This window comes from Polynucleobacter sp. AP-Ainpum-60-G11 (assembly GCF_018688375.1).
Classification (GTDB): domain Bacteria; phylum Pseudomonadota; class Gammaproteobacteria; order Burkholderiales; family Burkholderiaceae; genus Polynucleobacter.
Window position 1 is genome coordinate 1,117,415 of the sequence record NZ_CP061318.1, and the last position, 26,345, is coordinate 1,143,759.

Consider the following 26,345-nt stretch of genomic DNA (forward strand, 5'->3'; position numbering starts at 1 on the left):
CTAACAAGCTAAAATGGAATTGGACGGGCCTCCCCGCATGGCGGTTTGGATAACCTGGTCAGGTCGGGAACGAAGCAGCCAAACCCAATTCTGTCAGTGCCGGGGGTCGGGCTCGTCCACCCTATTTATACAAGTGGTTGATCTAAATGGCTTTAGTTTTTCATATGCCATCAAATTGATGATTTGTAGCACCTAGCTGTAACACCTTGGGTATCTATTGACTAACTAATCAAGGATATTCATGGCAAATCTAACGGGCTTATTCCAACGAGGATCAATCTACTACGTGCGCATTGTTTTGCCACGCGAACATCAATTAAGAAGTAGCTATAAGAATGGGTGCTACGTCGCAACTTTAGGTACATGCACATACCGGGAGGCACTTCTCAAGGGGACAATAAAGAGAGCTGAGATCCTTGGCTACTCAACCATTGGAGCTACCAATACACCTCTACAGGAAAGCCTCAGAAGCCTCACATTAAGTCAGATATTCATTCGGTGGCAAAGAGCTTCACCACGCTCTAGAGACTCTCTAAATGCCTGTAAAAGATCTCTAAGGTTCTATGAAGAGTTTACAAAGAATCCCCCTATTAATGAACTCAGTAGAGAACAGGGGGATGGCTTTAGGGCATGGCTTCAAGCTCCGGATAGAAACACAACATCCAAGACTGCAAGGGATCGACTTGTATGGATCAAGTCCTTAATAAAGTACGCACAAGTAGATCTTGGGTTGCTCCAAAGACATCCATGGGAAGGGATTGATATCAAAACTACCACCACCCATAAGCGCAGACCTTGGGATACATCCGAATTACAAACTCTTTTTGGGCAAGCCCTTCATACAAGCTATTCATTTCCAAGAGATTGGAGGGCTGGTGCTGATGCAAGCTACTGGATACCTCTTCTAGGGCTATTTATGGGAGCAAGACTGGGTGAACTATCCCAGCTCAGAGTAATAGATATTTGTACCGAGGCACACATCCCCGTGATCTCAATTACTGATGAATGCGACTTCCAAAAGGTCAAGACCCCATCAAGCATAAGAAAGATTCCAATCCATAGTGAGTTAATTCGATTGGGATTTTTAGACTATGTTTCCGACTTAAAGACGGACAAAAAAGAGTTGCTTTGGTCGGATCTATCCATACGGAAAGATAAGCCAGGGGGTTACTTCTCAAATTGGTTTGGGGAATACAGAAAATCTATTGGACTTAGCAAATACCCAGACTTCCATTGCTTTAGGCACACGGTAAGGAGTCAATTAGCTGAAGCAGATGTATCCGAGGCGATGATAGATTCAATCCTAGGGCATCAAATTAAAGGAAGTGCTGGCGCAAAGATTTATTCCCATAAGACAGTTGCAATGCTAAGTAAAGCCATCGAGACACTGAGCTATTCCGGACTGCCACTCCAGAGGATTTACAGGGGAAGAATATAGGCTAATAATTGCCCCACTCGGGTAACTCAACACCAACCTGAAGTCATGCCATAGGTTTTCCAACCGGGAAACCCAAGGTAGAAACTTTGGGTTGAATTGCTGACCGTTAAGGACCCAAAGCAGACTTTAGCGAACATAACCTACGCCGAGAAATGCTTGAAACTAACCTAGCGAGGATTTATAAAAAACTTATTTTTTGATACAGGCAAATGAGTCAAAATTTTATCCAAGCCCTTGCACTCCATCAAGCTGCCATCCTCGAAATTGAAATCATTTTTAATAACCTCATGGGTAGCTAGTGAAACTTGGACTCTACCTGGCTTTGATGTCGACTCCACTCTGATTGCAGTATTTACATTGTTACGACATAGGCAATATGATAATTTTGCATATCCTGTAGTAACTGAGGAAATATCCCTTAATTGTTACTTTACTTGTGCAGAAATACATACTCGCCACCCCAATCATGCCCCGGAGGATTATCTTTATATTCTCGACAACGCTCTATAAAAATTTTGCAAGCTTGATCATCTGGGCGTAAACCAAGAAGTTTTTCAAATCTAAAAGTAGCTTTATCCCAGTCTTTTTCTAAATATGAATTTACAGCCTTACTAAACATCTCAAAAAACTCTGCATCCGAGCCAGTAACATCACCTTTACGAGAGACCAATTCATAAATAGGGACTGGCTCTGACTTGCCCTTAACAACAACTATATCTAGCAACCTATAAACAAAATCATCGGGCAATTCATTTAGTACGGATTGGCTAATAATGATAGAGGTTGAATATTCCTTATTGAGTCCTTCAAGCCGACTCGCAAGATTAACTGGATCTCCCATTGCTGTATAACTTAAGCGCTGATCTGAACCAATATTTCCCACAACAACATCGCCTGTATTTAGTCCAATTCGTGTTCTAAATGCGGGACGTCCTTGGTTAGACCATTCTTGAGCCAATATTTTAAGGCGAGCATTGCATTCAATTGCCGCCAGACAAGCTTGAGTTGCATGATCAAGAGTCTTATTTGGGGCGCCCCAAAACGCCATGATTGAATCACCAATATATTTATCAACGGTCCCACCATGTTTTAAGATGATTGAAGTCATCTCAGTTAGGTATTCTGAAATTTGACTAGATAATTCGTTCGGCGTGAGTTTTTCTGAAATTGATGAAAAATCTGCAATATCAGAGAAAAAAATCGTTAGGCGCTGTCTTTCCCCAGAGGCATCAATCTCCTCTCCTTTTCGAATGAGTTGTTGAACAAGTTCGGCTGGAATGTATTTTTTGAAGGAGCGCAATCCTATTTTCATTGCGTTCATAGCTTCAACAAGCCCCTTTAGCTCTTCTAGCTTCGCTGGAATTTTGATTGCGTCATCAAGCTCAAAATTTTTGATTCTTTCCGTCTCAATCACTAAACCCTTAATTGGCAAAGTAATCATCCGGTAGAGCAGGAGTATGATTCCCGAAGACAGTAAAAAGCCTAGTAGGCAAATTAATATTGCATTATTTTTAATTTTTGAAAGAGCGCTAAAGTAATCTGTTGAGCCAACAAATTTCAATAAAATACTATAATCACCTTGAAAATTTTTAACCGGTATGTAGAGAATTTTTACATTTGAGGATTCATCTAGCTCAGCCAAAGGTACACCCGCTTTGGCACTTTTTATTACATACTCCTCGGGCATCAAATTCTTAAAAAACTTTTCTTTAGAATCACCGATCGATTGAATCAATGCGCGATCATCAATAGAGCCTGAACCACGAGCTAGGTTATAGATTGCCCAATTACCTCCATAGCTTTTAACAAATCTGCTTAATAATTCATGACCCAACTCATAACCAGACTCCAGGGTGCCTATATGCTTAGAATCCAAAAATAATGGGAGGGCGGAACGAAACCCGTAGCCGGTTGATCCTTGAGACAAGCCAGACACAATGGATTTAGTTGAATTTACTTTATTTATATTCGGGCGATTTTCAACAGAATCATTGAATTTCTCAGGCGATTGGGCTCTATAAAAGATTTTCCAATCGGGTGACTTTTCAGGTTTGTAAATGAATTGAAGCTGACTAAAGCCCAATGGCTTTATATCCTTCCAAATATTGTCCGCTATAGGACGAATAAGATCGCGATCAGATTTGGAAATTGCATTTATTAGCGAAGTATTTTTTGAAGTAGCAATCGCCACGGCATCAGAAAGCTTTTGAACTTCATCTACCTTGTCGTATACGCCTTCAATTATTACTGCATTAGCCAGTTCTTCTGAATTTTGAAGCAATAAAACAGTTTGCTTATAAAAAATTACCGTTAAAAGAATCAACAAAATTTGAATCCACAAAAATACCAGTACAAATGAATTTTTGAGCTTAAATATTTGAGTCCATTTGGTTAAGTGCATGCTCGCCTTTTTCTTTGCATCATTTTGCAAAAGAATTAATTAAACTCATGGTGTGTAGTCCAGTGGATTTTATTTCTAGTCTAGCCGAGCTAATTTGGTTTAAGCTTGGGCTAATCGCCCGTAGATACTATCAAATTTTTATAGCGTCATATGCCTAAATCCATCCTTAATAAGGCATTAGCCGAACTCAAGACCGCCGGGAAAAAAGATTCTTCGGGGAAACCCTTAGACGCACTAGAGAGTCTGTTTGAGTGCTCGCAAAATTATCAAGGAAATTTTAGAGGCTTTATTAAGGAGTTAATCCATACTACCTTCTGGGAATCCCAAAACTACTCCGCCAACCCTTATCCCAAGATTTGCATTGAGCTAGCAGCACTTATTGATTCTCATAATAGCTCTCTGGGGTACGTAGAACCTGCCTACCACTCACGCAAGCATTTTCAAGACGTCTGTCTCGCGCTTACTGCCTTACTAGATCAACCTATTAAACCTGTACAAAAAAAATATGATTCTCATGATTCATGGGAAATTTCCAGAGAAGATGCCTGGCTCTTGCTATTTTGCGCTATCGCTCATGATTTTGGTCATAACGGATCCACCAATAAAACACCGTCAGAATTAGAAAAGTTCAGCATTGAGAACACTCGAATGTTTTTATCCCAATCCACCCCTGACCCAGCTGAAATAAAAGAGCTGCTAGCGAAGCAAATTGAACCCATCATTTTGGCAACAGATCTCTCCACTTTAAGTCTCTTGTTTGCCAAATTTACTGAACCAACAGCAAACCCTACAAGGGTCGACTGTATGTCTATGCTGATAGTAGAGGCCGATCTGCTAGCAAGTGCATTGCCCATGCGAGGTAAATTATTAGGAATACTACTTGGGCAGGAGTGGGCGTCTAGCAACCCAAAGGCAGCCGTATTAGTATCAAGCGATCAGGGTCGCCTACAGTTCCTGGAATATATTCGGTTTATAAGCCCTCATGCGATCATGTTAAAAATGGAAGATATTCGTAACCAGTCTATAGAGCAATTAAAGGATTAGTGCATGACAGACAACCCCAAAGAAGCCTCGATTGCCACCATCCCCTTTTTCAAAGGCCTTCCAGCACCAGATTTAATGGCCATCCTGGGAATTACTTCAACAAAAAAAATAGAGACTGGTGAAAATCTCTTTACTCAAGACGATCCTTCAGATGGTCTTTATGTATTGCTATCAGGAAAACTTCAAATCTACATCTTTAGCGGATTTTCCGGCGGTGCGCCCAAAGTTCTCGCCGAAATCAATCCAGGGCAATATGTCGGAGAGATGGGTCTATTGGATGGTCAAAATCGCTCTGCTTCAGTCAAGGTATTACAAGGGGGGGAGGTTATGTTTATACCTACGGTCGGATTTGCAGTTCTATTAGAAAGTCATCCGCATATCGCTAAAGAGGTGGTTAACTGTCTTTGCGACATGATTAACAATCAGCCGAAACTTGTCATACGCTCTGAAAAAGCAATCTTAGTTAAAGAAAAACGATTGGCATCAAGTTTGTCGAATATGAAAGCCCTCTGCGCAATTCTACGAGAGCATAATAAATACTTAGCCATTGGGTCCAAGTAGCAATTGTTACTAAAAAAATATAAGTATTAAATTTACTAATATCGTAGTGCAGAGGACCTGAGGTCTTATGCCGCGGGAATTTCTGAAGGGCTCACGATGGCCGTTTTGAGACATTCACCGTAGATATTTTGAAATAAAAATTTGTCCGGGGGCTCGATCAAAGCAAAGGAGAAAGACCCCCGTATGGACCTCCTACTTTTTCCATGAGCAGTAATGATAAATAACGCACACAACGATGATTGCGTAATGTTAATATTTAGCGCCAATGAAACCCCATTTTACGCAAAAAGAACTTAAGGAGTGATTGGCTCCCGTTGCTTCGCAAAGAATAGTAAAACAACTTTCTGGTGAAATTGGCGCATCATCAGGACTCAACATCAAAAAATACTGGCGGTAAGCCGGTCAATACTTCTGCAAGGGATGCAGTAAGCAAGCCAAACGGAGAAAAGTAAAGTCAATAACGGCTAAAAGTAATGTAAAGGCTACGCCAGCAAAATGTAAAACCTGTGAAATTAGTTTTCAAACCTCCATTCATGATCAGATAAATACACTGGAACACAAAGCCAAAAGACTTCTCTCAGTGGGCGCCTAATTCATATGTTATTTAAGGACTTTAGAAAGATCCTTTAGCCTTACTAGGTTCAGCTCCTTCATCCCAACCATAGTAATAATCCCAGCCATCATTAAGGCATCCAGTGCATCAGACATTTCCCTGAGTAAATTATCTGGCTCACCATCAAACGATTGAGCTGCCTCAGATATAAGTACGGATCTTTCCCACCCCAATTCACTTCCTTTAGTTTTTAGCAAGCCATACAAAATCATTGATGGGGTATTGGTTGGTTTCTTAGCCATTCTCATTCAGATATCTCCTTTTGCTCTATACAAGATAAGGATCGGAACCTTTAAAAGGGACTATTAATAAGTCATCACTTTTTCCATAAGCATCACTGAAAAAAATTAAGCTTTGGGTGACTGTTACAGGGTGGAAGTAGTTTCTCAAATGAGAGCAAATAACTATTAAAAATTCCCATATTAATCAATTACTTAAGATTACCTACGACTACAGGACTGAATTAACCCGATCCCAGGGCAATCCAAACAAAATAATCAGACATTGCAGTCTGTATCAATAGTTTTTGAAATATCCAACATAGAAAGCGCCATCCATATGCATGAGCCAATAAGGAAAATCACATCGTTAAATTGCCCTAACGGCACAGTTGTTAATTTAAGGCTGAATCATAGACAGGCATCTGACCTTCAAGGACTTTCTGAGTTGCTTGAAGAAACTCTTGAGACCCCAATCAGCAAAACCTTAGTCATCCGGAGGGCGCTAGCCAGATACCTGAGGGATGCTAACGCTATGACTAAAGAGTTACTGTTTGACGAAGGGCGACTCATCACCACTAATTACCGCAAATAACCAAAGTAAATAACGCCAAGAAAGAGGATGTGAATGGAAAAGAAGAAAAAGAATGATCGTATGTCATGGTTTAAACACGATCCAGCTAAGTTCAATCAAGATACCTATGGACTATCGAGTCAAGCAGTTGGCATCTATATCAAGCTTATGAATCTGTACTGGATCAATCAGCAAAAACTTCCTGAGCAAAAGTCCGTGTGGCTGAGACAGCTTGGAGTCAACAGTGAATCTGAAATGGATGATTTGAATATGCTAATAAATGAGTTAGGTCTTGCGAATGATGGGGATGGCTTCTTAATTCCGGATCTAGATCAACAACTTGAAGATATTCGAGGTTATAGCATTCAACAGAGTTCAAGAGCTAGCAGTAGATACAAGGAGACAAAACAGGTTGAAGTCAGCAATAGTGCAAAGGATTTCTGACCCAATACGAGCGCAGTGCGAGTGCAGTGCCTATAGATAGAGATATAGACGGAGGAGAAATACTAGATACAGGGAGACAAACAGAATAGAAGATATAAATAGTTTTTCTTATTTTTTTCATGGTGGCTCCCTATCTTTGCCTACTTTGTAATTCTCGAATTGGAATTTATCTATAGATTTATCTGTGTACGTCTGGTTTTGGGAGGATGTCGGGAGAATGGATCCTCCAATTAACCTAACTTATATTATTTATCGATTAACTAGTAGGAACTTTAATGAATAAGAAAATTAAAATAATCCACAGAAGCCACAAGAGCCAATACAAGACACCCGAAGGGTTGGTTGCTAAGTGGATAAGAAGGACCATCAAAAGAAGCCTGAGAGACCCTTTACTGGTCTCAAAAGTCAATCTGATTTACTAAGCTCGACAAGTCAGATTATTTGACAATAAATTAATGTTTTTTGTAGCACCCAGTTGTAGCACCTGAGCCATTCTTAGTCACATAGATTTATCGGGATATAAAAATATTTATTGCCCACTAAATCAATACCGGATACGATAGGAGTCAGATACCCAAGGGGTTTCTCCCCGCATGGCGGTTTGGATAACCTGGTCAGGTCGGGAACGAAGCAGCCAAACCCAATTCTGTCAGTGCCGGGGGTCGGGCTCGTCCACCTTCCCCAAGCTAGATTTAGCCCAATTACAGGATCTTTAAGACCCTGAAGATTCCCCAAATCATCCAAATAATCAGTAAAACCAGCATGACCCTTGAATCCAAAGAGATTCGGAATAGCTTTAAATGCTTATGAGAACACTCAATAGAAAGTCGCATCCAAATCCCCGCGTAGTCTGAAAGATTCAGCGTAGAGGTTGGCAAGACCAAATGACAGGCATTAGGGATGATTTGGATGTAGGAAATGGATGGGTTAAAGGTCAGAATATGAGCCAGTCTTGTTATGTAATAGTATGAAATAACATAAATACCAATATCAATAGATCTATTTCATGAGTAAGCCATGCCCCTTCTGCACTCTGCCAGCCGAGCGAATCATTGACTCGAATGAATTTGGCGTGACGATTCGGGATGGCTATCCTGTTTCACAAGGACATACTTTGGTGATACCGAAGCGACATATTGGCTCTTGGTTTGAAATCAAAAGCGATGAACAGCTTGCGCTTCTAGATCTTCTAGCAAGAGCTAAAACAGTCCTGCAAGATGAATTCAATCCAGATGGATACAACATAGGAATTAATGATGGGGCCTCAGCTGGACAAACCGTTCCGCATCTTCATATGCATCTTATTCCGCGCTATATCGGCGATCTTCAAGACCCCAGGGGTGGCGTACGGTGGATTATTCCCGAGAAAGCGAAGTATTGGGAATGATAGCTACGCCATCAGCAGAAGATCAACTCGACTTCCTTACAAAGATTCAACGACTGTTCAATGAGAGCGACTTCAGCTCTACCTATAAGTACGCCTTGCTTATTTCCTTGGCTGATTTAGCAATTGAACATGGAAAAGACGATAGCTCACGGCTGGAGATTAGCAACAAAACAATTGCAGAAAGATTTATAGAGCTTTACTGGCAACAATCGAGCCCCTATAAAACATCTAAGGCAAATGAAAGCGGCGTTCTCTTCCAAAATAATGGGGTTCAAGCTTCGATTGTGAAGTCTATTGATGCATTTAGACAGGGCAACCGCTTCAACTCCCCCTCATCGGCCAAGGGCTCAAAGGAATATGAGAGGCTAGTTGCTACAGTTGCCGCAACAGTTGCAAAGCAACCGATCAATTATCTACAGAATGTTGGCGGAGAAACCCTCCCATTCCTATATGAGCGCAATTCAAGCTCGATCACACTTAAAAATGGAGTGTCTTACTGCTTAAGGCGGTTTCAACCCTTAATTCAGCAATTGGCTAGAAGCCGATGGGCTGACTTCATCAAGAGAAATACTAATAACACCCCCATTCTTGGGGAAAAAGATGACCTTAATAGCTTCTTGTTTGAAACCTCAAGACAGACACTTGCGCTTGTATGCAGGGGACTGAAAGAAGCATATGGAAACAAATGTTTTTATTGCAACAAAGCATCTCCAAAGCTGGATGTTGACCATTTCATTCCATTCTCCCTCTACCCAAGGGATTTGATGCACAACTTTGTTTTAGCCTGCCCTAATTGCAACAGAAGCAAATCAGATGCCTTGGCCGCAAAAATTTATTTAGATCGGTGGGTTAATTTATTGTCAAAGCATTCAAACGAGATTTTAAATATTGGCGAGAAAGCTGGGATTCAAGCCAATCAAGAAACTAGTCTAGCGATTGCCAAATGGGCCTACGGGGCTTGCTCTAGAGGTGAAATATCGACTTGGATAAAGCCAAATCAATACGAAAAATTAAAAGGGGAAACTTGTGTGCATACCTTTACATTTCCTCGCTGATTATTAAATTTAGGTCATGAAGGCTATTAGCTATCTCCATCTCTCAAAAAAGAATAATAAGCACCCCACCCAACTTGTTGAGGTTGCAAATGGCACTCAATTTAAAGCCCTAAAGTTATTGAAAGAAGAAATTAGCAAAGCAATGAATGTTCTCTACATTCATGTAAACCGTCAAAATAAGCAATGTTATGTAGGCATTACAGAACAAGAGGCATGGAAGCGATGGTTCGCAGGAATGGCCTACAAAAATAATCGGCGATTTGGGGCTGCTATAAAAAAGTATGAATGGGATAAATTTGACTCATACATACTTGCTTTCGGAGACTCTAGGGAATCATTAAATCAGGCAGAGAAAGACGCAATAGCAGCAGCTGGTGGGCACAAATCTAAACATACCTACAACCTATCTCCAGGAGGAGATATGGTTGCCGAAAATGACATCCCTATTGTTGGTGTTAATTTAGAAACAGGTTATCACCAAAAATTTAAATCTGGCGCAGATGCGGCTAGAAAAATTGGGTTAAAAAGTGCAGATATGCCCATGGCAGTTGCACGAGGTGAGCGAACTTCAGTTGCAAACTGGTGGTTTCGACATGAAACCGATGAAGACAAGCTTCCACCAACTATATGGGGGAATAAGCTTCGCATTCTTGAGGTTCAGAAAAAACAATCCAAGAACTTAATTGCTATCTCATTTGAGACAAAAGAGCGGAGACACTACAAAACACTTGAAGAGGCGGCTAAAGATCTAGGCGTTACTAAAGGGCTTATCTCAGGAGTAGCTAGAGGCTCAAGTACATCTGCAAATGGTTGGTGGATCCAATTTGAAGAGAGCAAGAAAGAAATGCCCAAGACTTTTGGCTCTGTATTGCGTAGGGAGAAAAGAGATAAAAAGGTTTATGCAATAAATCTATCTAGTGGCGAGAAAAGGGAATTCAGGAATTGCACAGTTGCGGATTTGGAGCTTAATCTATATAAAGGAGCAGCTGCATCGGTTGCCTCGGGTCAAAGAGTTTCTGCGGTAGGTTGGTGGTTTAGCTTGAAAAAGTCAGAAAAGCCCCCAAATCAATTTAAAGGGGCTCTTGTTGCTCAAGCGCGCTCTAAGCCAATTTATGCAATTGAGCAAGCAACAGGTAAAGAAACTTATTTTGATAGCGCTAAGCAAGCAGAAGAAACTCTCAGCATTCATCGCTCATCAATTAGTAACATCATCAAAGGAAAATCAAAGTCTTCAAAAGGATATAGCTTTAGGTTTGCATGAGACTGCATTGTCAAACTTATCGCTAAGAAAGAGTTTTTCAGGTAAATCGACAAAACCACTTAAGCCATGGTTTTTGCATATGACTACAAACCTCAATTAACCAACCCCTTTCTTTTAGCTGCGGCAGCTTGGAATTTGGCATCCTGGTTCTGGTTAGCCTTCTTGCGGCGGACAGCCTTGGGGTCTACCAAGAGGGGTGAATACAACTCCAGACGATCACCCTCATAAATTGGGCTATCCCAGTCCTTGCGCTTGCCAAAGACGCCAAAACAGCCTTTTCTGGCAAGGCTGGGATCTTCCGGGCTTTGGGCTATTCCAGCCTTAATGAGAGCTAGACCCACGGTGGGAGCCTCGGATGGCAAAAAATGGACTGTGAAGGGGCTCAGTTTGGGCTCACCTAAGCGAGCATCGCAAATCAAAATCTCCATAGACTGACTAGCCATAGAGGTCTTCTGCTCGCTTGACGAAACAATCCACAAAGGTACCTGCAATATGGCCGAATACTGGGCCAATGATCTTATCTAGGATGACATTCTTAAACTCCCAGTGGAGCTTGAATTCCACCTTACAAGCATCTTCTTTAAGCGGGATGAAGTTCCACTGCCCAGAAAAATGCTTGAATGGGCCATCCACAAAGACCATATCAATGGTTTCAGGGCGGTGATTGATGTTTCGAGTATGAAAGTATTGATTAATACCCTTGAAGTGGATATTGATTTTGGCATCCAAAACCGTCTCGGTTTGTTCAAAAATTTCCACCCCGCCACACCACGGCAGGAACTCAGGGTATCGCGCAACGTCGGTGACTAAGCCATACATGCGGTCGGCTGATTGGCCAATTAAAACGGTCTTGTAGACGTCTGCCATGATTATTTCGAAAGATAAACACCGATTCTAAGGTAATTCACCGCAACTCCCATAAGCCGGCTTTTGTATGGTAAATATCAATAAAAGTCATAATTGATTTATTAAATTTACCGGGGATACCTATGAATGAATTTGTTTATGTATTAAAACCTCCTACAAACTCCCCTTTAGCTTTGAACGATGTTGGGCATTATGTAAAAAAAGGTGCGACATCGTCTTCAGTATTTTTCTTGAGGGTAAATACAGAAATATTGATTGAGAATGATTTAATCGCTAGCTTTGATATTAATAAAACTGGAGATGATACAAAATTTAAGGTTTGTGACCGTTGTTTTAAGCATTTATTAACTTCAGAGAACTTTGATAACAACAGAATAAAAAAACATAGCATTACAAAACGACCATCATGCAAAGAATGTCGAAAATTAAAAGATGGGATAAGCGTATCACCATCAGATAGAAGAAATTGGGAATTAAAAAAACCACAAAATAGCACCCTTTTTAAATGCCCAATTTGCACAAAAACTACAATTGCTGGAATCAGTAAAATTGTTTTAGATCATTGCCACCATACTGGCAAAGTACGGGGCTATCTCTGCGAGAGCTGCAATACGGGAATTGGAAGATTTGATGATGATCCAAAACTCATAGCCCGAGCAAAAAAATGGATAGAAGATGGAATCCAATAAAACCTTTTAAAAGGAATTGTAAGATTACTTCTTAAGAAATATTTGCTGTTTAATGGCTAGGGCTATATGAAAAGCCAGCATGACAGGCACGGCATTCCCAATCATCTTGTACTTGCTAGGTACCGACTGACCTATGAATTTAAAGTTGTCGGGAAATGATTGAAAACGAGCAATTTCCCTTACTGAATAACGTCTCAACTCCAGCGGATGAATAATTCCAGAGTTTTCTGGGGTTCCTGCAGCTGTAACAGTTCCCATAATTTCGTCCAAATCAAATCTTCTGTAAAAATTTGGGGATCTATATAACTTAATATTGTCACGAATTTTCTTCAACCTCTCTGGAAGTGCTTCATAAGGGACCTGCTTCCATGATCCACCAGGCGGAATGTGTTTTGCAATATCCAATGACTGCGGTGAAAGACCCCAAACTTCTAGCTTTTCACCTCTTGGAGGTTTTTTAGAAATCACGGCGCCAACGGTCTGCTTCTTAGTTTTTGGGATTGGCTCAGGGAATTCAAATTCGCAATCAATGGAATTTTTAATTCCAACAATAACTACACGGTATCTGTTTTGTGGTACACCGTAATCAGCGGCATTAAGCAGTCGGTAGTAAGTCTTATAACCCCTCTTCTTTAGCTCTGACTTAATTCTATCGGGCATTAACACACCATTCTCATCTTTGGAAGAAAGGAAACCCCTCACATTCTCAAAAATAACAACTGATGGCGCCTTTATTTTTAGAACCTGCATAACTTCACCAAATAAATTTCCCCGGTGATCATCTGTAGACTGCCTATTGCCCGCGCTTGAAAATGGCTGGCAAGGAATGCCTGCCAACAAGATATCAAAATCAGGCAATCCTTTTTTATCAACCTCACAAATGTCTTTTATTTCTATGGGGCCAAGATTGTGTTCGTATGTGTCTTTAACATTTGGCTCAATGTCATTTGCGTAAACTAAGTTAAATCCAGCTTTCTCAAAACCAAGATCTAACCCTCCGCAACCAGAGAATAGACCGGCCACCCTGGGTTTAATTTTCGAGTTAACTATCTTTTCAACTGAAATATCATCCTCGAATGAAAGTGTTTTTTGATACGCATTCATTTATTTTTTCTTATCTGCTACTTCGTGTTAAGTACGGTTTATTGTATACGTAACGCCAATAATTTTTATGAGGTATTTAGAAAAATTATGCTAGCTCATTTTATGAGCATTTGGTCAGGATAATTAAAGAACGAATCAAATTATGCACAAGATCATTAATCCAAAATCTTAATTGGTGTACGGCAGCCGTCTCCATGGAGGTATCCAAGTTGTATGCATAGTTCTCAACTGAAATTTCCTCCTCATGGGTTATCGGCCCACCAAATAGAAGCTCAATCTTTGCCATATTCTTTATGCTCACTCATAAAAAATCTGTGCTCTCATATCTTTAATGAACACCTGATAGAAGTCTTTCCATCTCTGTAGTTCTTCCGGCTTGCAGACTGCTCCTGGTCTTTGCACTTCAAGGTTTCTAGTGATGGTGACCTGATTATCTTTCTCTAGGTAGCTTGCGGTGTACTCAATATTGTTTTTCTTGTACGTGATGTTTTGTGGGATTCTGCTGACCTTCACATTTTTTGGGAATTGGATTTGATATTCCTCGGTTACTGATCTGGTGGCACAAGAGTACGGTACGGTGAACTTCTCTGGAGGCCTGCTGCTTGCAATGGATGCCAACTCTCCAGGTGCAAGACCCACCGGAATGGTCATGGCCCCTGGTCCCGGTACATTAGCGACTGCGTCCAAGGTGAAGGTGGTGTCGGTTGTAAATGGTTTGTTTAAGTCGTATACCTCACTAGTATCGATATTCCCTTCGCCTGTTTGTCTAAATTTTGCTAGCTGCCTACTGACCATCCGCTCGGATAAGGTGGTATCTGCTCCTTCGTATCGATAGCGAGCATTGATCTCTGCACTACCAAAGTATTGGGTATGAGCTTTTCCTTTAATCTCGCCATCCTTAGCAATTTGCATGGTGAGTTTTGTGATGGAGCGATTATTTTCTTTGGTTGGCTTGGGGGTGCGCCCCACTTTGCCCAACGCAGTTAGTAATGTAGGTTTATCCAACTCATCATCGGGCAGACTGCCAAATGAAGCCATCTCTGCCGTTGAATCAAGATAGAGATTCCATGCAGGTATATAGGTAATGACGTGATTAAAGGGTCCGAGCACGGGGTATTTGGGTAAGGCGTAAGCATTGCCAGAGTTGATTAAGGCGCTACTGGCTTTTATTCCCTTGGTAGCAAGCAAGGCAATGAGTAATGCATTGTGATCTTTGCAGTCACCATAGCGGTTTTTAATGATGCTATTGGCATCATGCGGAATGATGCCCCCATCGCCCAAATAGATTCCGACATAGCGAATGTTTCTGCTAACCCAGTTGTATAGTGCTCTCGCCTGTGCTTTTTGTTCTTGTTCCTGATTGTCACCCTTGATGCCTTTAGTAATCTCATCAGCAAGCTTTTGCACTTCCGGGGTGACCTTCATCTTTCCCTGTACGCGGTCTTGATAGGCTTTAGCAAAAGCCTCTTGGCTATCAAAGCTGGAGATGTAGATGTGGGGGGCGAAGTCTCCACTAGATACTTGTAACTCCTCTTTTTTCTTCATCTTGAGGTTTTGATAGAAGTAGCTCAGATGGTGCACCCCATCAATTACTTCATCTCTAGTCTGCTTTACTTCCTTGATATCCGTATATAGCTTGAGGCTTTCTGGGTAGCTTAGGGTGTACTCATAGGATTTGACTTCCGCATTAGGAGAAAAGATCAATCGTGTATAGAAGTAGCCTGGTAATAAAGGGGTGTGGGTAGTCAGCCTGGTTTTGTAATATGTTTTTGATCCTGGCGTTACTTTTGGAAAAATAATGATCTTGTGCTTTTGATCTGAAAAGATTGCAGCGCCCTTGCTGTTGTCATCCTCTACCGTACGGATGGCATTACTAGCTACAGGAATCTTTTCTCCGGTGGGGGTAATGGTGTATGCCTCTAGAACCTCCAGCTTAGATAGAGTTGAGTTGTAGGGCAAATCAGCCTGAGACTCTGATTCAATAGCCAATTGCGACTTCACCAGAGTTGTTAGCTCGTTGAGCTCAACCACCGTACCATCAGCTTGAATGGCTTCTGTAATTACCGCTTTCTCAATTAGCGATAGCGATTCCAACTCTCCCCTGCCGGCACTAGTAATGCCTGCATTAGCTAATAGCAAGAATCCCAAAAGAATGGCGCCAAGACTACTAATGGATTTAAGGAAGAATTTCATAAGGGCTTAGCGTTTGACATAGGATTGAATATAAGCTTTTCTGAGACCTGTTTGGTTAAAAGCCATTTGATCTGACGATGTTTGCAAGATGGCTAAGGGTTCTTGCATGATGATTTTTTCTGCTTGATAGCGGTTGCCATTACTATCCCTGAGTTTTAGCTTGGGCAAACCCAGTATGCGAGCGCAATCGACTACCGCAGCCACTATGAGGGGCCTATCGAGCACAAGGGCTGGTTTGCTACTTGGGCTTATCTGTAGCGGCAAGATTGTCATGAATACGAAGGTACTGGTCAGCATGTGGCTCTTTTGTTGATTTATTTAGAGATTTCATTTTCTTGAGCTACTAGCTCATTAGGTGAGCCTTGATCTAGCTATTCTGAAATTTCTGTATAGCTAGGAGCCAATTTCATGACCAAGCCGTTTGTGTATGACGAGAAAACCTCATCCCTGTATTCGCCTGATGGGGGGTTTATTAAGAACGTCTTTTGCCCTAAGGCTTTGAACTGGAATCAGTTAATTGCAAACGATCCATTAGAGCGCTCTAGAGGCTGCCAGCAATGTGGCGATGACGTAATCAATCTTGACGTCATGAGTGTCGCTGAGTCCATGCAACGCTTCGAATCGGGTTACAACACCTGTGCTTATGCATCTAGCAATAGCCCAAATGTGATCTTTATCAAAGATCTCAATAGTCCGGAATTACGCAAAAGCAAAATAGATACGATTAGCTGGGCTAATACCCACCCCATTCCCGATTTACCCAGAATCTCTACCGCGAGAAATATTCAAGATATTCAAAGGGCCTCATCTATTGGATTTTGGCCTGATGTTCGCGCTTTGAAATACAAAGATCGTGAAATTCAAGAAAAGCTTGGTATATATCAAAACAAGCAAACTGGTGAAGTGATGATCGTTGGGGACTATCGCTCGCTCATGGATATCAAAGAAGATGGCCTTTGGGATGAAGTCATCCCCGTCACCTTCTATTACAGCAACTATCAGAAGAGTCCATTTGCAGCCTATCTCATACCAAATGACTTACCTGATGGAAGCGCAGTTTTTATACCGGATCCAATTGAGGACATTCTGGGTTCAACATGGAACCAAGGTGACCGATATCGCGCAATGAATGTCACCGGAACTGTGATCGATAAAAAAGTAGTCATAGACCCTGCCAACGTCGAACAATCTAACTTCATGGGATAAATATGAAATACCTAATCACCCTTCTTCTCGTAGCCTAGTGCATCATATTGGCTCGTAGCGCTTCTGCCCAAGCCATTTATGGTCTCAACGGAAACTATCTTGGTTACAGCCAAACTTCTCCTAGCGGTGTGACCAATATCTATAACGCCACGGGGCAGAATATGCAGTCGTTTCAGACGGATAACGGGCAAACCAATTTCTATAGCCCGCAAGGCAACTATCAAGGCAGCTCAACAACTCCCGTTTATGCAGCGCCTAACTCAAGCATCAATGCCCCACGTCAAGCTCCTCAAACACCCTCAGTGAAAGGTTGGTAATTCAAATGAATCTCTTAAATAAGTGTCTAGTTGTTTTTAGTGCTTGCATTAGCGGCTCAGTATGTGCACAGGTCACCAGCTGGGAAAACAGTCCCATGAATTACCAGAACAGTCCGATGAACTATGAGAATAGCTCGATGAATTACAACAACAGCCCGATGAATTACCACAACAGTCCTATGAACTACAACTCCAATAACGGGGTCTATGACAACAGTGGAAAACGTATTGGCTATGAAGTAACTGCCCCATCAGGCGTTACCAACGTGTTTGATAACAATGGTAATCGGATTGGTTACTCACCCAGCAAAAGATAATGATTGCTGAAATGACCATCGATACCGAGGAGTTTTTAGCGGTATTGAAAAGATTAAAACCTAGAAAAACTACGAAGGCCTCCTTAGCTGAAGAGCTTTATATTGCACACTTTAATGGTGAGGCCATCTTCTGCATAAGAGGAGTCCAAACTAGATGCTTGGTTGAAAAAGTAATCAATTGGAGGGGCTATATTGAAGTCAATTCCGGGGTTGTGCTTTCATTCTTAGCAGCAAGACCTGCGGGGCCGAATATTAAGCTGAGCGTTCGTGGCGATGTATTTCAGATAGAGGGCATTAAAGTGCCCTGCAAGACTATGCAGTCTCCAGAATGGATAACGGCAATGAGTTTTGAGGCCCACCTACATGATGACCCCAAGGCTAAACCTCACACCATCAATCTGTATTGCCCAAAATGCGGCAAGAAGCGCGGGGAATTCTTTAAGCAAATGATTGTGAAGCAAAGAGAGTTGGGTGATCCACCCCCCCCCGAAATACCCAAGCTCAAGAAGATGTGCAGCTTGTAGACATGAGTGGCTAGAATTTAACGACCTATTATGAATAAATTACTCTTCTTGGATTTTGATGGGGTACTTCACCCAACTCACTTCGCTGGGCAAGACCCTTTTAATAGGGTTCATCTGCTTGAGGAAACTTTTGACGGATCAAATATCGGAATTGTGATTTCTTCAAGTTGGCGCTTTACACATAACTTTGAAAAACTACAGAAACTATTGCCAAACTCAATCTCCAGTCTGGTTATTGGCGTTACTGGATCACCAGTAATTGGCAAACATCCGCGCTATCAGGAGATTCTAAATTTTTTACAATCTCATGGTGTTAGCAATTGGAAGGCCTTGGATGACTCATATTGGGAATTTCCAAGCCCTTGCCCAGAGCTCATTCGCTGCAACCCAAATACCGGAATCTCAGAAAAGCAAATGCAGGAATTGAGTCAATGGTTACTTAACTGACAGATAGTTATTGACCGTAAGTATTCCACCCACCAGCACCATTTGGTAGCGTCTGAATCAATTGCCCATTAGGAGTGTAAGTGTTGTAACCACCAGCGCCATTAGGTAATGTTTGAGTTACGCCGCCGCTCAGGCTATAGGTGTTGTAACCGCCAGCGCCATTAGGCAGAGTCTGAGTCACACCGCCACCAGGTCCATACGTGTTGTACCCTCCAGCACCATTGGGTAGGGTTTGCGTTACACCCCCACCAGATCCGTAAGTGTTGTAACCACCGGTACCGTTAGGAAGAGTTTGCGTCACTCCTCCGCGAGGGCCATAGGTATTGTATCCACCAGCGCCATTAGGCAAAGTTTGGATAGGTTGCGCCTGAACGCAGGCAGCACTCATGACAAGCATTGAAATCACGATGGCAGCAGTTTTATTGTTAGTTTGGTTCATGTGGATCTTTATATGTGAGATGTAAGATCAAACTCTGGAAACACCAATTGCATAGGGTGGCTGGTTTCTAGCTCACCTGTAAGGCAGTCCTCTGGTGGAGTTAGCCTCCTAAGATATTTATCTGGTACCGGTCCAACTTTTGATGTTTCTAAATAACCATCAAAGTCATAAGCTAGCCAGCCATGTTCAGTTGCGATCTCACATTCCCAGGTAAAGAGTGGCTCTGTGGCGCCGACCCACTCATCCATTCCAATTGCCGCTTTCACGCGCACGATATTCCCTTGATTCTCTGGCAAATTACAAAAGACGGTAATAGCCAAATCTCCAACGCTGCAGTTGAGTTTTGTTAAGCCATTACTCATCTTCTTCTCCGATATTGGGTGCGCACTTTTTCCCTTTGGACAAACATGAAATGGCTAAATATTCCCTGGCTAAAAATGAGGAATAGTCCAAATAAAAACCAGAGCGCCAAAGAAAGCTGAAAGCCGCGCTCTAGAGATAGTGCGCTAATAAACATTAAGAAGATACCAATAAATTTGATCATTTTTTACCCCTTGGTTCGATATTCATCAGATTAATGACCCACTAGCTCAATAAATGAGCTATAAAGAATCTAAAGTTATAAAAACAATAAGCATGTGAATGTTTGATCTTTAGGGAATTGGGGTTGATATGAGCGATATGGAGCGTTTGCACCGTATTAAGTACATGATTCAGCAGCGTAAATGCGTGCCTCGCGAGGATTTCTTATCCGAGCTAGAGATCTCCCCCGCTACCTTTAAGCGAGATCTGGAGTATCTGCGTAGCCGTATGCAGGCATCTATTGTTTATGACCGCTTTATGGGTGGATATAAGTTTGAGAATTCCTCCTCGATCGAGAGAATTGAGATGCCAGGACTCTGGTTCTCCGAGAAAGAAGCTACGGCATTAGTACTGATGCAACACTTACTCTCCTCCCTCGATCAAGGCGGCTTGATTGGCCCCCATATCGAGCCACTTACAGCCATCATTGATGGCATCTTGGGTCAAAGTGAGGCTACAGCCAAAGAACTACGCAAACGCATCAAAGTAATTGGCATGGGTTCACGCAAAAACTCCATTGAAAACTTTTCAGAAATTGGTGCAGCTCTTCTGAAACGTAATCGTCTGGAGATCACCTACCACTCTAGAGGCAAAGACGAGAACACTGCCCGTGAAATCTCCCCGCAACGATTAATCTATTACCGCGAGAACTGGTACCTCGATGCGTATTGCCACCTACGCAATGGTTTGCGGAGCTTTTCTGTAGATGGCATTCAGAGTGCGGTACTTACCAATAAGAAAGCTCAGGAGGTTTCTGAAAAAGAATGTCAGGAACACTTTGCCGAAAGCTACGGCATCTTCTCAGGCAAGGCAACACAAAGAGCTAAGCTACGCTTTACTCCGGAACATGCAAGGTGGGTATCAGGCGAGCATTGGCATGGCCAACAAGTTGGTAGCTTTGATAAAGAGGGGTATTACAACCTGGAGTTTGATTACAACCTAGATCCCGAGTTAGTCATGGATATCCTGAAGCATGGATCTGGCGTTGAGGTCATTGGTCCAGCTAGCCTCAAGGCAAGGGTGAAGACAGAACTTGGGAAGGCGCTGGGAAATTACCAATAGACGTAAATCTACCGAATACTCCAGTCATAGGCCAGATCAATAAATAGACTGGCCTCCTGGGATAGGTATTGTGGGGATGGGAAGATCCCCACCCTGCCCAGATCCAATCGGTCTGAATCCCAGCAAGTCTGGATGGTGGCATCTGTAGATGTTTCTCCTCCTGAGTGATGCTTCATGGCGTAGCAAAGTTGATCTAACTGCTTTGGCTGCAGAGTATAGAAATCTCCATGAATGCCATGAGCAAATTCTGCAGCTCGTTCACCATGCTGTGGATCACGTCCATCATTGAGTCTGCAGCTGTCATGCAAAAAGCCAAATAGCTCCACAACCATGAGATCGGCCTTACGGATTTGTCCAATGTTTTTGCCGTGATGTAGTACCCTTGCCCAATGATTGGCTCCGTGAATCCCTTGCCAGTCGATCTTGAACTCCGATTTAATTAAGGCAATTAATCCAGAGCGGTCGTATTCAGTTTTCAACGATTGAGCCTCCAACAGGATGCCGTAAATTTAGACTCACGAAGCCATCATTGCTTGGGATCCATAAGAATGCATTTTGCTTATATTTATCTGCCATATGCTCTGCATCATCTAAAGGTATTCCCAAGACTAGAACGCTGGGCTCACTAGACCAAACATGAGATGGATCACTACCCTCTGCAGCAATATTTTTTAACCCAAGAGCATGGATGTCGGCAATCAATGCATTGTGATTGCGGACATTCTCTTCCGCAGTCGAAAGAATGCTATGGGGATTAAATGCCGTGATCAATGCGGCACTGGTTATCCCATGCTTCTTCATCAAAGCAGTTAAGTCCGGATTAGCCTCATCAACCTTGAGAACAATATCCCCTCCATCGCCATAAACTACATAGATGGCCGCACGATAGGCTCTAATTAATTCAGGGGAAATCGTGCGGCTCAGATCACTCATATTAAGAGCTCATTTAGCTTTTCTTGGACCTCCGCCATCGGCGGCTCATCCCCTAAATTTAACAGTGGTCTTAATTTATGCCTATCGGTAATCGCCTCAGTTGAATATCCTTTGACCAACTTACTTCCACGCCACATTTGGTTAAATTTACGGCTTGTCACTGTTTTAATCTCATAAGCATCCTCACGTCCGTCATGCCTACCTAGATGGCAAACCACCTCAACTATCAACCCAAGGTTTTCTGGGCAACCACCAACGATGACACATAAGGTTCCGGGTTTTAAATGTGACATCCTTATCTCCTAACTAGTTCTGTAGATGTGGCGGCCTCCAATGTCCTGCTAATACGATGGTGGAGTTTTAAAGCTGTCGAGAAGTAATATAGCTTTGGGTTCAGTTTGATGTTGGCATACTCACAGTCATTAATTTCCAGACTTACGCCCTTTGCCCAGTAGTAATACTTGCCACCATCCTCTATAGCTATACCGGTATATCGATACTCGGAGTGTCCTTGCTCAGCCGGATCAAACTTCTTGAGTTCATCAGAATGCAGCTCGACATTAATTAACTGAAAATTCATTTTCTTCTCCTATTTAGCCAATTTGACAAATGTCTGGGCTTGGCAATTTGGTTTAACTCCGCCCCTACTACTTTATGAATCTAGTGGATTACCGCCTCCGCTACCTTAGACTTTCCCTCTGGATCTTTTTTTTGGCTTGTCACCAAAAACTCCTTGGTCTCTAAGGCAACCTTGAGATACTGATCGGTAACCGCCCTAAAGTTATCAGCACCATCTTCTTTACTAAAAATATAGGTGAGGCTATAGATCAAGTTGTCCCCGTCCTCTCCATCGACTGTGACCGTATTGATCTCATCGTTATCCACGATCCGCAATCCTCTGCAGAACTCTGGCTTCTCCCCATCCACCCAACTCATATCCAGGCGATCAATATCAAACCGTAGGCTACGAAATAAGTTGATTACAGTAAAACGAGCTCCGCCAAGATATGTGTAATTACGCATAAGACCTCCGAATGAATTGATTAATCTCAATAATTGAATTATCAAGACCGGGAGGCTCAAATAATGAGCTAGAGCTTTTTTATCAAAAAATATCCATAAATAGGATGGGTTTGCCGAGTTTTTCCTCTCCTTTGCCGGACACCATCTTTTAGAAATTGCTAGGTTTAGTCGGCAGGATTAGCTTTTAAGATTATTTCCAAAAGCAAGATAAACGGCGATCAATCCCGGCAGCAAAGTCGTGATAGATCCATTTATTACAAAGGAATTGATCTACCGTAATCAGCACCAAGATGACTACGACCAAAAATATCAACAACCATTTAAGAGAAGCATTCATACGGCAAGATCCATTGAGGTGATTGCAATTGGATTTAAGATATTAAGGCTCAATCTGGATTTTCTTGAACTTACCAAGCAGCGCCAAGCTCGCTAAGATTTGATTAGCCATATCAGCACTCAAATCTCCTTTGGCCAAGGCATACAGAATTTGATCCGCACGCTCAGATTCTGGGGCAGCTAATAAGGCTTTAAAGATTTGCGCCTCAGTCATCGCACTATGAATTTGCAGTGGTGTCAGATTAATCTGAACCTTAGTGCCCTTAATGCCATAGCGTACCTGGGCCATTTCAATGAGTTCACTGCGTTGCTTTTCTTGCAAAGTTGCCAGTGTGGGCAATTGAGAATCAACCCTAGGTGCTAGAGCTGGACCTTTGCGAGGCTTTTTATATACAAGATCATCATCCACAAAAGCCTCCAATCCCTTGATGAATGCAATTCATTTTAGGGAATGGTAGTGCCATAGCTAAGCGATTACTTATTTTGGTAGGAGCAAAATTCGCATTAAGGCAGTGCGAGCTTCTGGCACTTTTAATTGGTCAGCTAAATTGAGTAACTCCGTAGCCTTAGGAATGTTTTTTAAATATTCCATCACAAGACCATAGTTATAAATAGCTACGCCGTTCTTGCGCTTGACTTCAGTATCGAGTTCGTAAAAGAGTCGGTCAATTTGACGCTCTTGTAATTGATTGCTCCACGCCATCTCGCAGCACTTACGGAAGGTGCGCTCATAGCCTGCGCTTTCAATGGTGATGAAAGCATCAAATGCTTGGGGGTATAGACCCAGGTTCTGGAAACGTAAACCTTCAGCAAAATCAGCGTTATTTAACTCGGACATAGTGGGGACTCAATGCAATATAAAGACGTGAAGTCCATATATTACCTTGGATTTCTATAAATAAGCCGGTAATTGCGGCCTTCTTTCAGGTCCATAGGATTTGAGGATCCTGTATTGATAAGCCCCCTTTTCCAGCAAATATCCGAATACTTTGGCTTAAATAATGCGAAGCATTCTGAGGATTTGCCAAATCATAAAAATAATCAATAAGACTGCAACAGTACGCGCGTCCATGACCAATCTAAATAAACGCAATTGCTTATGAGTGCACTCGAATGAAACCTGCATTTCAAACCCCTGTTGGCTAGAAAAGTTCAGCGTAGAGGTTTGGTCTAGGAAAACACAGGGACTGGAGCTGATTTAGATGTAGGAAAGCATTGAGCCTTCCTACACCCAGTTAATAATGATTACTTTTGTGAATCTGAATTTCTGCCTTGAGTAACCTTCTTACGAAGAAACGCAGGTTTGATTACCTCAGAATCAATATCTAGCCCGCATCAAAACTTTAAATTTCTACCTTCGCACCAAGCTCTACCACTCTATTGGTTGGAATCGAAAAGAAATCTGACGGCTTGGCAGCATTTTGATACATCCATGCGAACAGCTTTTCTCTCCATAGTGCCATTCCTGGTATTGCTGAAGGCACCACGGTATCACGAGCCAAGAAGAAAGAAGTTTCCATTGGCTCACATTTGATGTCGTATTGAGTCTTTAGTAAATCCATAATTTGATTAATGTCTGGAGTCTCTTTAAAGCCATACATTGCCCTAACCAGGTAAACCCCTCCACCCATCTCTTTGAGATTGATACGATCCTTATCTTCAACATAAGGAACATCCCAAATACTCATTTTGAGAAAAATGACTCTCTTATGGAGAACTTGATTGTGTTTAAGGTTGTGAAGCATTGCTACGGGAACATAGTCAACATGAGCCGTTAGAAAAACTGCTGTGCCGTTAACTCGAATGGGTTCACTTACAAGCAAAGATTTAATAAATGCTTCAAGCGGAATGCCGCCTTCGATTGCCTTTTGACGCAATAGCATTCTGCCCCTGTACCAAGTAATCAATAAGAGGAAGCACAGAGCACCAAGCAATAATGGGAACCAACCACCCTCAGCTATTTTGAGCGCATTAGCGGCAAAGAAGGCAATGTCCACTAATAGAAAGGCGCCAATAACTGTCGCAACTAATATGGAATTCCACTTCCATACAGCCTTCATCACAACGGCTGCTAGTAATGTAGTGATTACCATCGTGGTTGTTACGGCAATTCCATAGGCGGCAGCTAGGTTACTAGATTGCTTAAAGGCCAACACTACAGCAATGACCAAAGCCAATAACATCCAGTTAATTGTTGGCATATAAATTTGCCCAACTTCTTTATCTGAGGTGTAGGCAATTTTCATGCGCGGAACAAATCCTAACAATATGGCTTGGCTAGTCATTGAATAAGCGCCAGATATCACTGCCTGAGAAGCAATAACAGTAGCCATTGTTGCAAGGATCACGAGGCCAAGCGTATAAGACTCAGGAACCATTAAGAAGAATGGATTGGATATTGCCTCTGGATTGGATAAGAGCATGGCTCCTTGTCCAAAATAATTAATTAGCAAGCAAGGCATTGTTAATAAAAACCATGCATATTGAATCGGCCTAATGCCAAAGTGACCCATATCAGCGTAAAGAGCTTCTGCACCTGTTAAAACCAAAAATACGGCGCCTAAAACGATAAATGCTTGCAGTGAATGCTCCACCAAAAAATTAATAGCAAACATTGGGTTGGCCGCAAGCAAAATATTTGGGTTATCAATGATGTTGTAAGCACCCATTAATCCCAGAGCTAAGAACCATGCCACCATAATTGGCCCAAATAAAAAGCCAACTAGAGCAGTTCCTTTTTTTTGAATCAAAAAGAGAGCGACAAGGATAGTGAGCGTAATAGGAATGACATACCTTGTAAATTGAGGGGAAACAATTTCAAGACCTTCAACCGCCGACAGCACTGAAATTGCGGGGGTAATTACGGCATCCCCATAAAACATGCAGGCACCAAATACGCCTAGCATCATGATCATTAACGCCCTCTTGGAATTTGCTGGCGCAGTTCTGAGAGCTAAAGCCATCAAGGCCAGTATTCCCCCCTCACCATGGTTATTGGCTCTCATCACAAATAGAACATACTTTAGCGATACAACAATTAAAAAAGCCCAAAAGACCATGGATATAACGCCAAACACGGCATCCGTAGAAAAAGGAATGCCATGTTCTGGGCTAAAACATTCTTTAAGTGCATACAGAGGGCTAGTGCCGATATCACCGAACACAACGCCAATAGCCGCAAGAGTTAGAGCAGGAACGCTCCCCTTGCTGTGGTGGCCACTCTTAATTTCTATTGGACGGAGAATATTTGACTGTGAATACTCAGGATTGCTAATAGACATGGGCTTACTCAGTGATTTGAATAAGCCAT

34 protein-coding genes and 2 other RNA genes are annotated in these 26,345 nt (G+C 42.2%); 16 read left to right on the plus strand and 20 right to left on the minus strand.

Going from position 1 to position 26,345, the window contains the following annotated elements; translation table 11 throughout:
- Window positions 1-22 precede the first annotated feature (22 nt).
- An RNA gene (ffs, locus tag FD971_RS05770) (signal recognition particle sRNA small type) lies at window positions 23-120 on the plus strand.
- A gap of 121 nt (window positions 121-241) precedes the next feature.
- The gene (locus FD971_RS05775; RefSeq protein WP_215333328.1) at window positions 242-1,438 is read left to right on the plus strand and encodes a site-specific integrase; all 1,197 of its coding nucleotides are present in this window, start codon (window positions 242-244) and stop codon (window positions 1,436-1,438) included.
- A gap of 167 nt (window positions 1,439-1,605) precedes the next feature.
- Here FD971_RS05775 and FD971_RS09980 read toward each other — a convergent pair whose 3' ends face one another.
- Entirely contained in the window at window positions 1,606-1,776 is a 171-nt protein-coding gene (locus FD971_RS09980) for a hypothetical protein (RefSeq protein WP_371743017.1), read from the minus strand.
- 92 nt (window positions 1,777-1,868) lie between these two features.
- Complete coding sequence (locus FD971_RS05785) at window positions 1,869-3,839, minus strand: adenylate/guanylate cyclase domain-containing protein (RefSeq protein WP_215333329.1); 1,971 nt, start codon at window positions 3,837-3,839, stop codon at window positions 1,869-1,871.
- A gap of 150 nt (window positions 3,840-3,989) precedes the next feature.
- Here FD971_RS05785 and FD971_RS05790 point away from each other — a divergent pair, with 150 nt between their 5' ends.
- Window positions 3,990-4,883, plus strand: coding sequence for a 3',5'-cyclic nucleotide phosphodiesterase (locus tag FD971_RS05790; protein WP_215333330.1), 894 nt, complete (start codon window positions 3,990-3,992; stop codon window positions 4,881-4,883).
- 3 nt (window positions 4,884-4,886) lie between these two features.
- Entirely contained in the window at window positions 4,887-5,444 is a 558-nt protein-coding gene (locus tag FD971_RS05795) for a cyclic nucleotide-binding domain-containing protein (protein WP_215333331.1), read from the plus strand.
- A 600-nt stretch (window positions 5,445-6,044) separates the two neighbouring features.
- Here the strand turns inward: FD971_RS05795 and FD971_RS05800 are convergent.
- Window positions 6,045-6,299 (minus strand): hypothetical protein, encoded by a 255-nt coding sequence (locus tag FD971_RS05800; RefSeq protein ID WP_215333332.1) that lies wholly within the window; start codon window positions 6,297-6,299, stop codon window positions 6,045-6,047.
- Between the two features lie 631 nt (window positions 6,300-6,930).
- Here FD971_RS05800 and FD971_RS05805 point away from each other — a divergent pair.
- The 5 genes from FD971_RS05805 (at window position 6,931) to FD971_RS05825 (ending at window position 10,996) form a co-directional block, all read left to right on the plus strand.
- On the plus strand, window positions 6,931-7,293 hold the full coding sequence (locus FD971_RS05805) for a DUF1376 domain-containing protein (protein ID WP_215333333.1): 363 nt from the start codon (window positions 6,931-6,933) through the stop codon (window positions 7,291-7,293).
- A 578-nt stretch (window positions 7,294-7,871) separates the two neighbouring features.
- Window positions 7,872-7,968, plus strand: an RNA gene (gene ffs / locus FD971_RS05810) — signal recognition particle sRNA small type.
- Between the two features lie 331 nt (window positions 7,969-8,299).
- Window positions 8,300-8,680 (plus strand): HIT family protein, encoded by a 381-nt coding sequence (locus FD971_RS05815; protein ID WP_215333334.1) that lies wholly within the window; start codon window positions 8,300-8,302, stop codon window positions 8,678-8,680.
- Between the two features lie 107 nt (window positions 8,681-8,787).
- Window positions 8,788-9,735, plus strand: a complete 948-nt coding sequence (locus tag FD971_RS05820) for an HNH endonuclease (RefSeq protein ID WP_251368590.1) — start codon at window positions 8,788-8,790, stop codon at window positions 9,733-9,735.
- Window positions 9,736-9,751: 16 nt separating this feature from the next.
- Complete coding sequence (locus tag FD971_RS05825) at window positions 9,752-10,996, plus strand: hypothetical protein (protein ID WP_215333336.1); 1,245 nt, start codon at window positions 9,752-9,754, stop codon at window positions 10,994-10,996.
- Window positions 10,997-11,088: 92 nt separating this feature from the next.
- On the opposite strand, the gene FD971_RS05830 is transcribed toward FD971_RS05825, so the two are convergent.
- Together FD971_RS05830 and FD971_RS05835 are read right to left on the minus strand one after the other, a co-directional pair.
- Window positions 11,089-11,439, minus strand: a complete 351-nt coding sequence (locus FD971_RS05830) for an RnfH family protein (RefSeq protein WP_215333337.1) — start codon at window positions 11,437-11,439, stop codon at window positions 11,089-11,091.
- Entirely contained in the window at window positions 11,432-11,863 is a 432-nt protein-coding gene (locus FD971_RS05835) for a type II toxin-antitoxin system RatA family toxin (RefSeq protein ID WP_215333338.1), read from the minus strand. Before FD971_RS05835 ends, FD971_RS05830 begins: the two co-directional genes overlap by 8 nt.
- A gap of 122 nt (window positions 11,864-11,985) precedes the next feature.
- Here FD971_RS05835 and FD971_RS05840 point away from each other — a divergent pair, with 122 nt between their 5' ends.
- Complete coding sequence (locus tag FD971_RS05840; RefSeq protein WP_215333339.1) at window positions 11,986-12,552, plus strand: endonuclease VII domain-containing protein; 567 nt, start codon at window positions 11,986-11,988, stop codon at window positions 12,550-12,552.
- Window positions 12,553-12,576: 24 nt separating this feature from the next.
- On the opposite strand, the gene FD971_RS05845 is transcribed toward FD971_RS05840, so the two are convergent.
- The 3 genes from FD971_RS05845 to FD971_RS05855 all read right to left on the minus strand — a co-directional run bounded on the left by FD971_RS05845 (window position 12,577) and on the right by FD971_RS05855 (window position 16,146).
- A complete protein-coding gene (locus FD971_RS05845; RefSeq protein WP_215333340.1) occupies window positions 12,577-13,656 on the minus strand; it encodes a DNA cytosine methyltransferase in 1,080 nt (359 codons plus the stop codon).
- Window positions 13,657-13,953: 297 nt separating this feature from the next.
- Window positions 13,954-15,849, minus strand: a complete 1,896-nt coding sequence (locus FD971_RS05850; RefSeq protein WP_215333341.1) for a DUF3857 and transglutaminase domain-containing protein — start codon at window positions 15,847-15,849, stop codon at window positions 13,954-13,956.
- Between the two features lie 6 nt (window positions 15,850-15,855).
- The gene (locus tag FD971_RS05855; protein ID WP_215333342.1) at window positions 15,856-16,146 is read right to left on the minus strand and encodes a hypothetical protein; all 291 of its coding nucleotides are present in this window, start codon (window positions 16,144-16,146) and stop codon (window positions 15,856-15,858) included.
- A gap of 111 nt (window positions 16,147-16,257) precedes the next feature.
- On the opposite strand from FD971_RS05855, the gene FD971_RS05860 reads away from it, so the two are divergent.
- The 5 genes from FD971_RS05860 (at window position 16,258) to FD971_RS05880 (ending at window position 18,660) form a co-directional block, all read left to right on the plus strand.
- Window positions 16,258-17,055, plus strand: coding sequence for a hypothetical protein (locus FD971_RS05860; RefSeq protein WP_215333343.1), 798 nt, complete (start codon window positions 16,258-16,260; stop codon window positions 17,053-17,055).
- A 47-nt stretch (window positions 17,056-17,102) separates the two neighbouring features.
- Window positions 17,103-17,372 carry a hypothetical protein gene (locus FD971_RS05865; RefSeq protein ID WP_215333344.1) on the plus strand — a complete coding sequence of 90 codons (270 nt, stop codon included), beginning with the start codon at window positions 17,103-17,105 and terminating at the stop codon, window positions 17,370-17,372.
- 95 nt (window positions 17,373-17,467) lie between these two features.
- The gene (locus FD971_RS05870; protein ID WP_215333345.1) at window positions 17,468-17,689 is read left to right on the plus strand and encodes a hypothetical protein; all 222 of its coding nucleotides are present in this window, start codon (window positions 17,468-17,470) and stop codon (window positions 17,687-17,689) included.
- A gap of 11 nt (window positions 17,690-17,700) precedes the next feature.
- Entirely contained in the window at window positions 17,701-18,213 is a 513-nt protein-coding gene (locus FD971_RS05875; RefSeq protein WP_215333346.1) for a hypothetical protein, read from the plus strand.
- Between the two features lie 30 nt (window positions 18,214-18,243).
- Window positions 18,244-18,660 carry an HAD domain-containing protein gene (locus tag FD971_RS05880; RefSeq protein WP_215333347.1) on the plus strand — a complete coding sequence of 139 codons (417 nt, stop codon included), beginning with the start codon at window positions 18,244-18,246 and terminating at the stop codon, window positions 18,658-18,660.
- Window positions 18,661-18,667: 7 nt separating this feature from the next.
- Here FD971_RS05880 and FD971_RS05885 read toward each other — a convergent pair whose 3' ends face one another.
- Together FD971_RS05885 and FD971_RS05890 are read right to left on the minus strand one after the other, a co-directional pair.
- Complete coding sequence (locus tag FD971_RS05885; protein WP_215333348.1) at window positions 18,668-19,099, minus strand: hypothetical protein; 432 nt, start codon at window positions 19,097-19,099, stop codon at window positions 18,668-18,670.
- An 8-nt stretch (window positions 19,100-19,107) separates the two neighbouring features.
- On the minus strand, window positions 19,108-19,461 hold the full coding sequence (locus FD971_RS05890) for a hypothetical protein (RefSeq protein WP_215333349.1): 354 nt from the start codon (window positions 19,459-19,461) through the stop codon (window positions 19,108-19,110).
- A gap of 310 nt (window positions 19,462-19,771) precedes the next feature.
- Between FD971_RS05890 and FD971_RS05895 the strand changes: the two genes are divergently transcribed.
- Window positions 19,772-20,743, plus strand: coding sequence for a YafY family protein (locus tag FD971_RS05895; RefSeq protein WP_215333350.1), 972 nt, complete (start codon window positions 19,772-19,774; stop codon window positions 20,741-20,743).
- 8 nt (window positions 20,744-20,751) lie between these two features.
- Here FD971_RS05895 and FD971_RS05900 read toward each other — a convergent pair whose 3' ends face one another.
- From FD971_RS05900 to FD971_RS05940, 10 genes are all read right to left on the minus strand, one after another.
- Window positions 20,752-21,222 carry a hypothetical protein gene (locus FD971_RS05900; RefSeq protein WP_215333351.1) on the minus strand — a complete coding sequence of 157 codons (471 nt, stop codon included), beginning with the start codon at window positions 21,220-21,222 and terminating at the stop codon, window positions 20,752-20,754.
- On the minus strand, window positions 21,212-21,676 hold the full coding sequence (locus FD971_RS05905; protein ID WP_215333352.1) for a DUF3293 domain-containing protein: 465 nt from the start codon (window positions 21,674-21,676) through the stop codon (window positions 21,212-21,214). The genes FD971_RS05900 and FD971_RS05905 overlap by 11 nt, the downstream gene beginning before the upstream one ends.
- A complete protein-coding gene (locus FD971_RS05910) occupies window positions 21,673-21,969 on the minus strand; it encodes a hypothetical protein (protein ID WP_215333353.1) in 297 nt (98 codons plus the stop codon). Before FD971_RS05910 ends, FD971_RS05905 begins: the two co-directional genes overlap by 4 nt.
- A 2-nt stretch (window positions 21,970-21,971) precedes the next feature.
- Window positions 21,972-22,256 carry a hypothetical protein gene (locus FD971_RS05915; RefSeq protein WP_215333354.1) on the minus strand — a complete coding sequence of 95 codons (285 nt, stop codon included), beginning with the start codon at window positions 22,254-22,256 and terminating at the stop codon, window positions 21,972-21,974.
- Window positions 22,257-22,336: 80 nt separating this feature from the next.
- Window positions 22,337-22,699, minus strand: a complete 363-nt coding sequence (locus FD971_RS05920) for a hypothetical protein (protein ID WP_215333355.1) — start codon at window positions 22,697-22,699, stop codon at window positions 22,337-22,339.
- Window positions 22,700-22,889: 190 nt separating this feature from the next.
- Entirely contained in the window at window positions 22,890-23,036 is a 147-nt protein-coding gene (locus FD971_RS05925) for a hypothetical protein (RefSeq protein WP_215333356.1), read from the minus strand.
- Window positions 23,037-23,078: 42 nt separating this feature from the next.
- The gene (locus FD971_RS05930; protein ID WP_215333357.1) at window positions 23,079-23,444 is read right to left on the minus strand and encodes a hypothetical protein; all 366 of its coding nucleotides are present in this window, start codon (window positions 23,442-23,444) and stop codon (window positions 23,079-23,081) included.
- Window positions 23,445-23,513: 69 nt separating this feature from the next.
- Window positions 23,514-23,873 carry a hypothetical protein gene (locus FD971_RS05935; RefSeq protein ID WP_215333358.1) on the minus strand — a complete coding sequence of 120 codons (360 nt, stop codon included), beginning with the start codon at window positions 23,871-23,873 and terminating at the stop codon, window positions 23,514-23,516.
- A 156-nt stretch (window positions 23,874-24,029) separates the two neighbouring features.
- Window positions 24,030-24,161 (minus strand): hypothetical protein, encoded by a 132-nt coding sequence (locus tag FD971_RS09935; RefSeq protein WP_256442856.1) that lies wholly within the window; start codon window positions 24,159-24,161, stop codon window positions 24,030-24,032.
- Between the two features lie 217 nt (window positions 24,162-24,378).
- On the minus strand, window positions 24,379-26,316 hold the full coding sequence (locus tag FD971_RS05940) for a potassium transporter Kup (RefSeq protein WP_215333359.1): 1,938 nt from the start codon (window positions 26,314-26,316) through the stop codon (window positions 24,379-24,381).
- Window positions 26,317-26,345 lie beyond the last annotated feature (29 nt).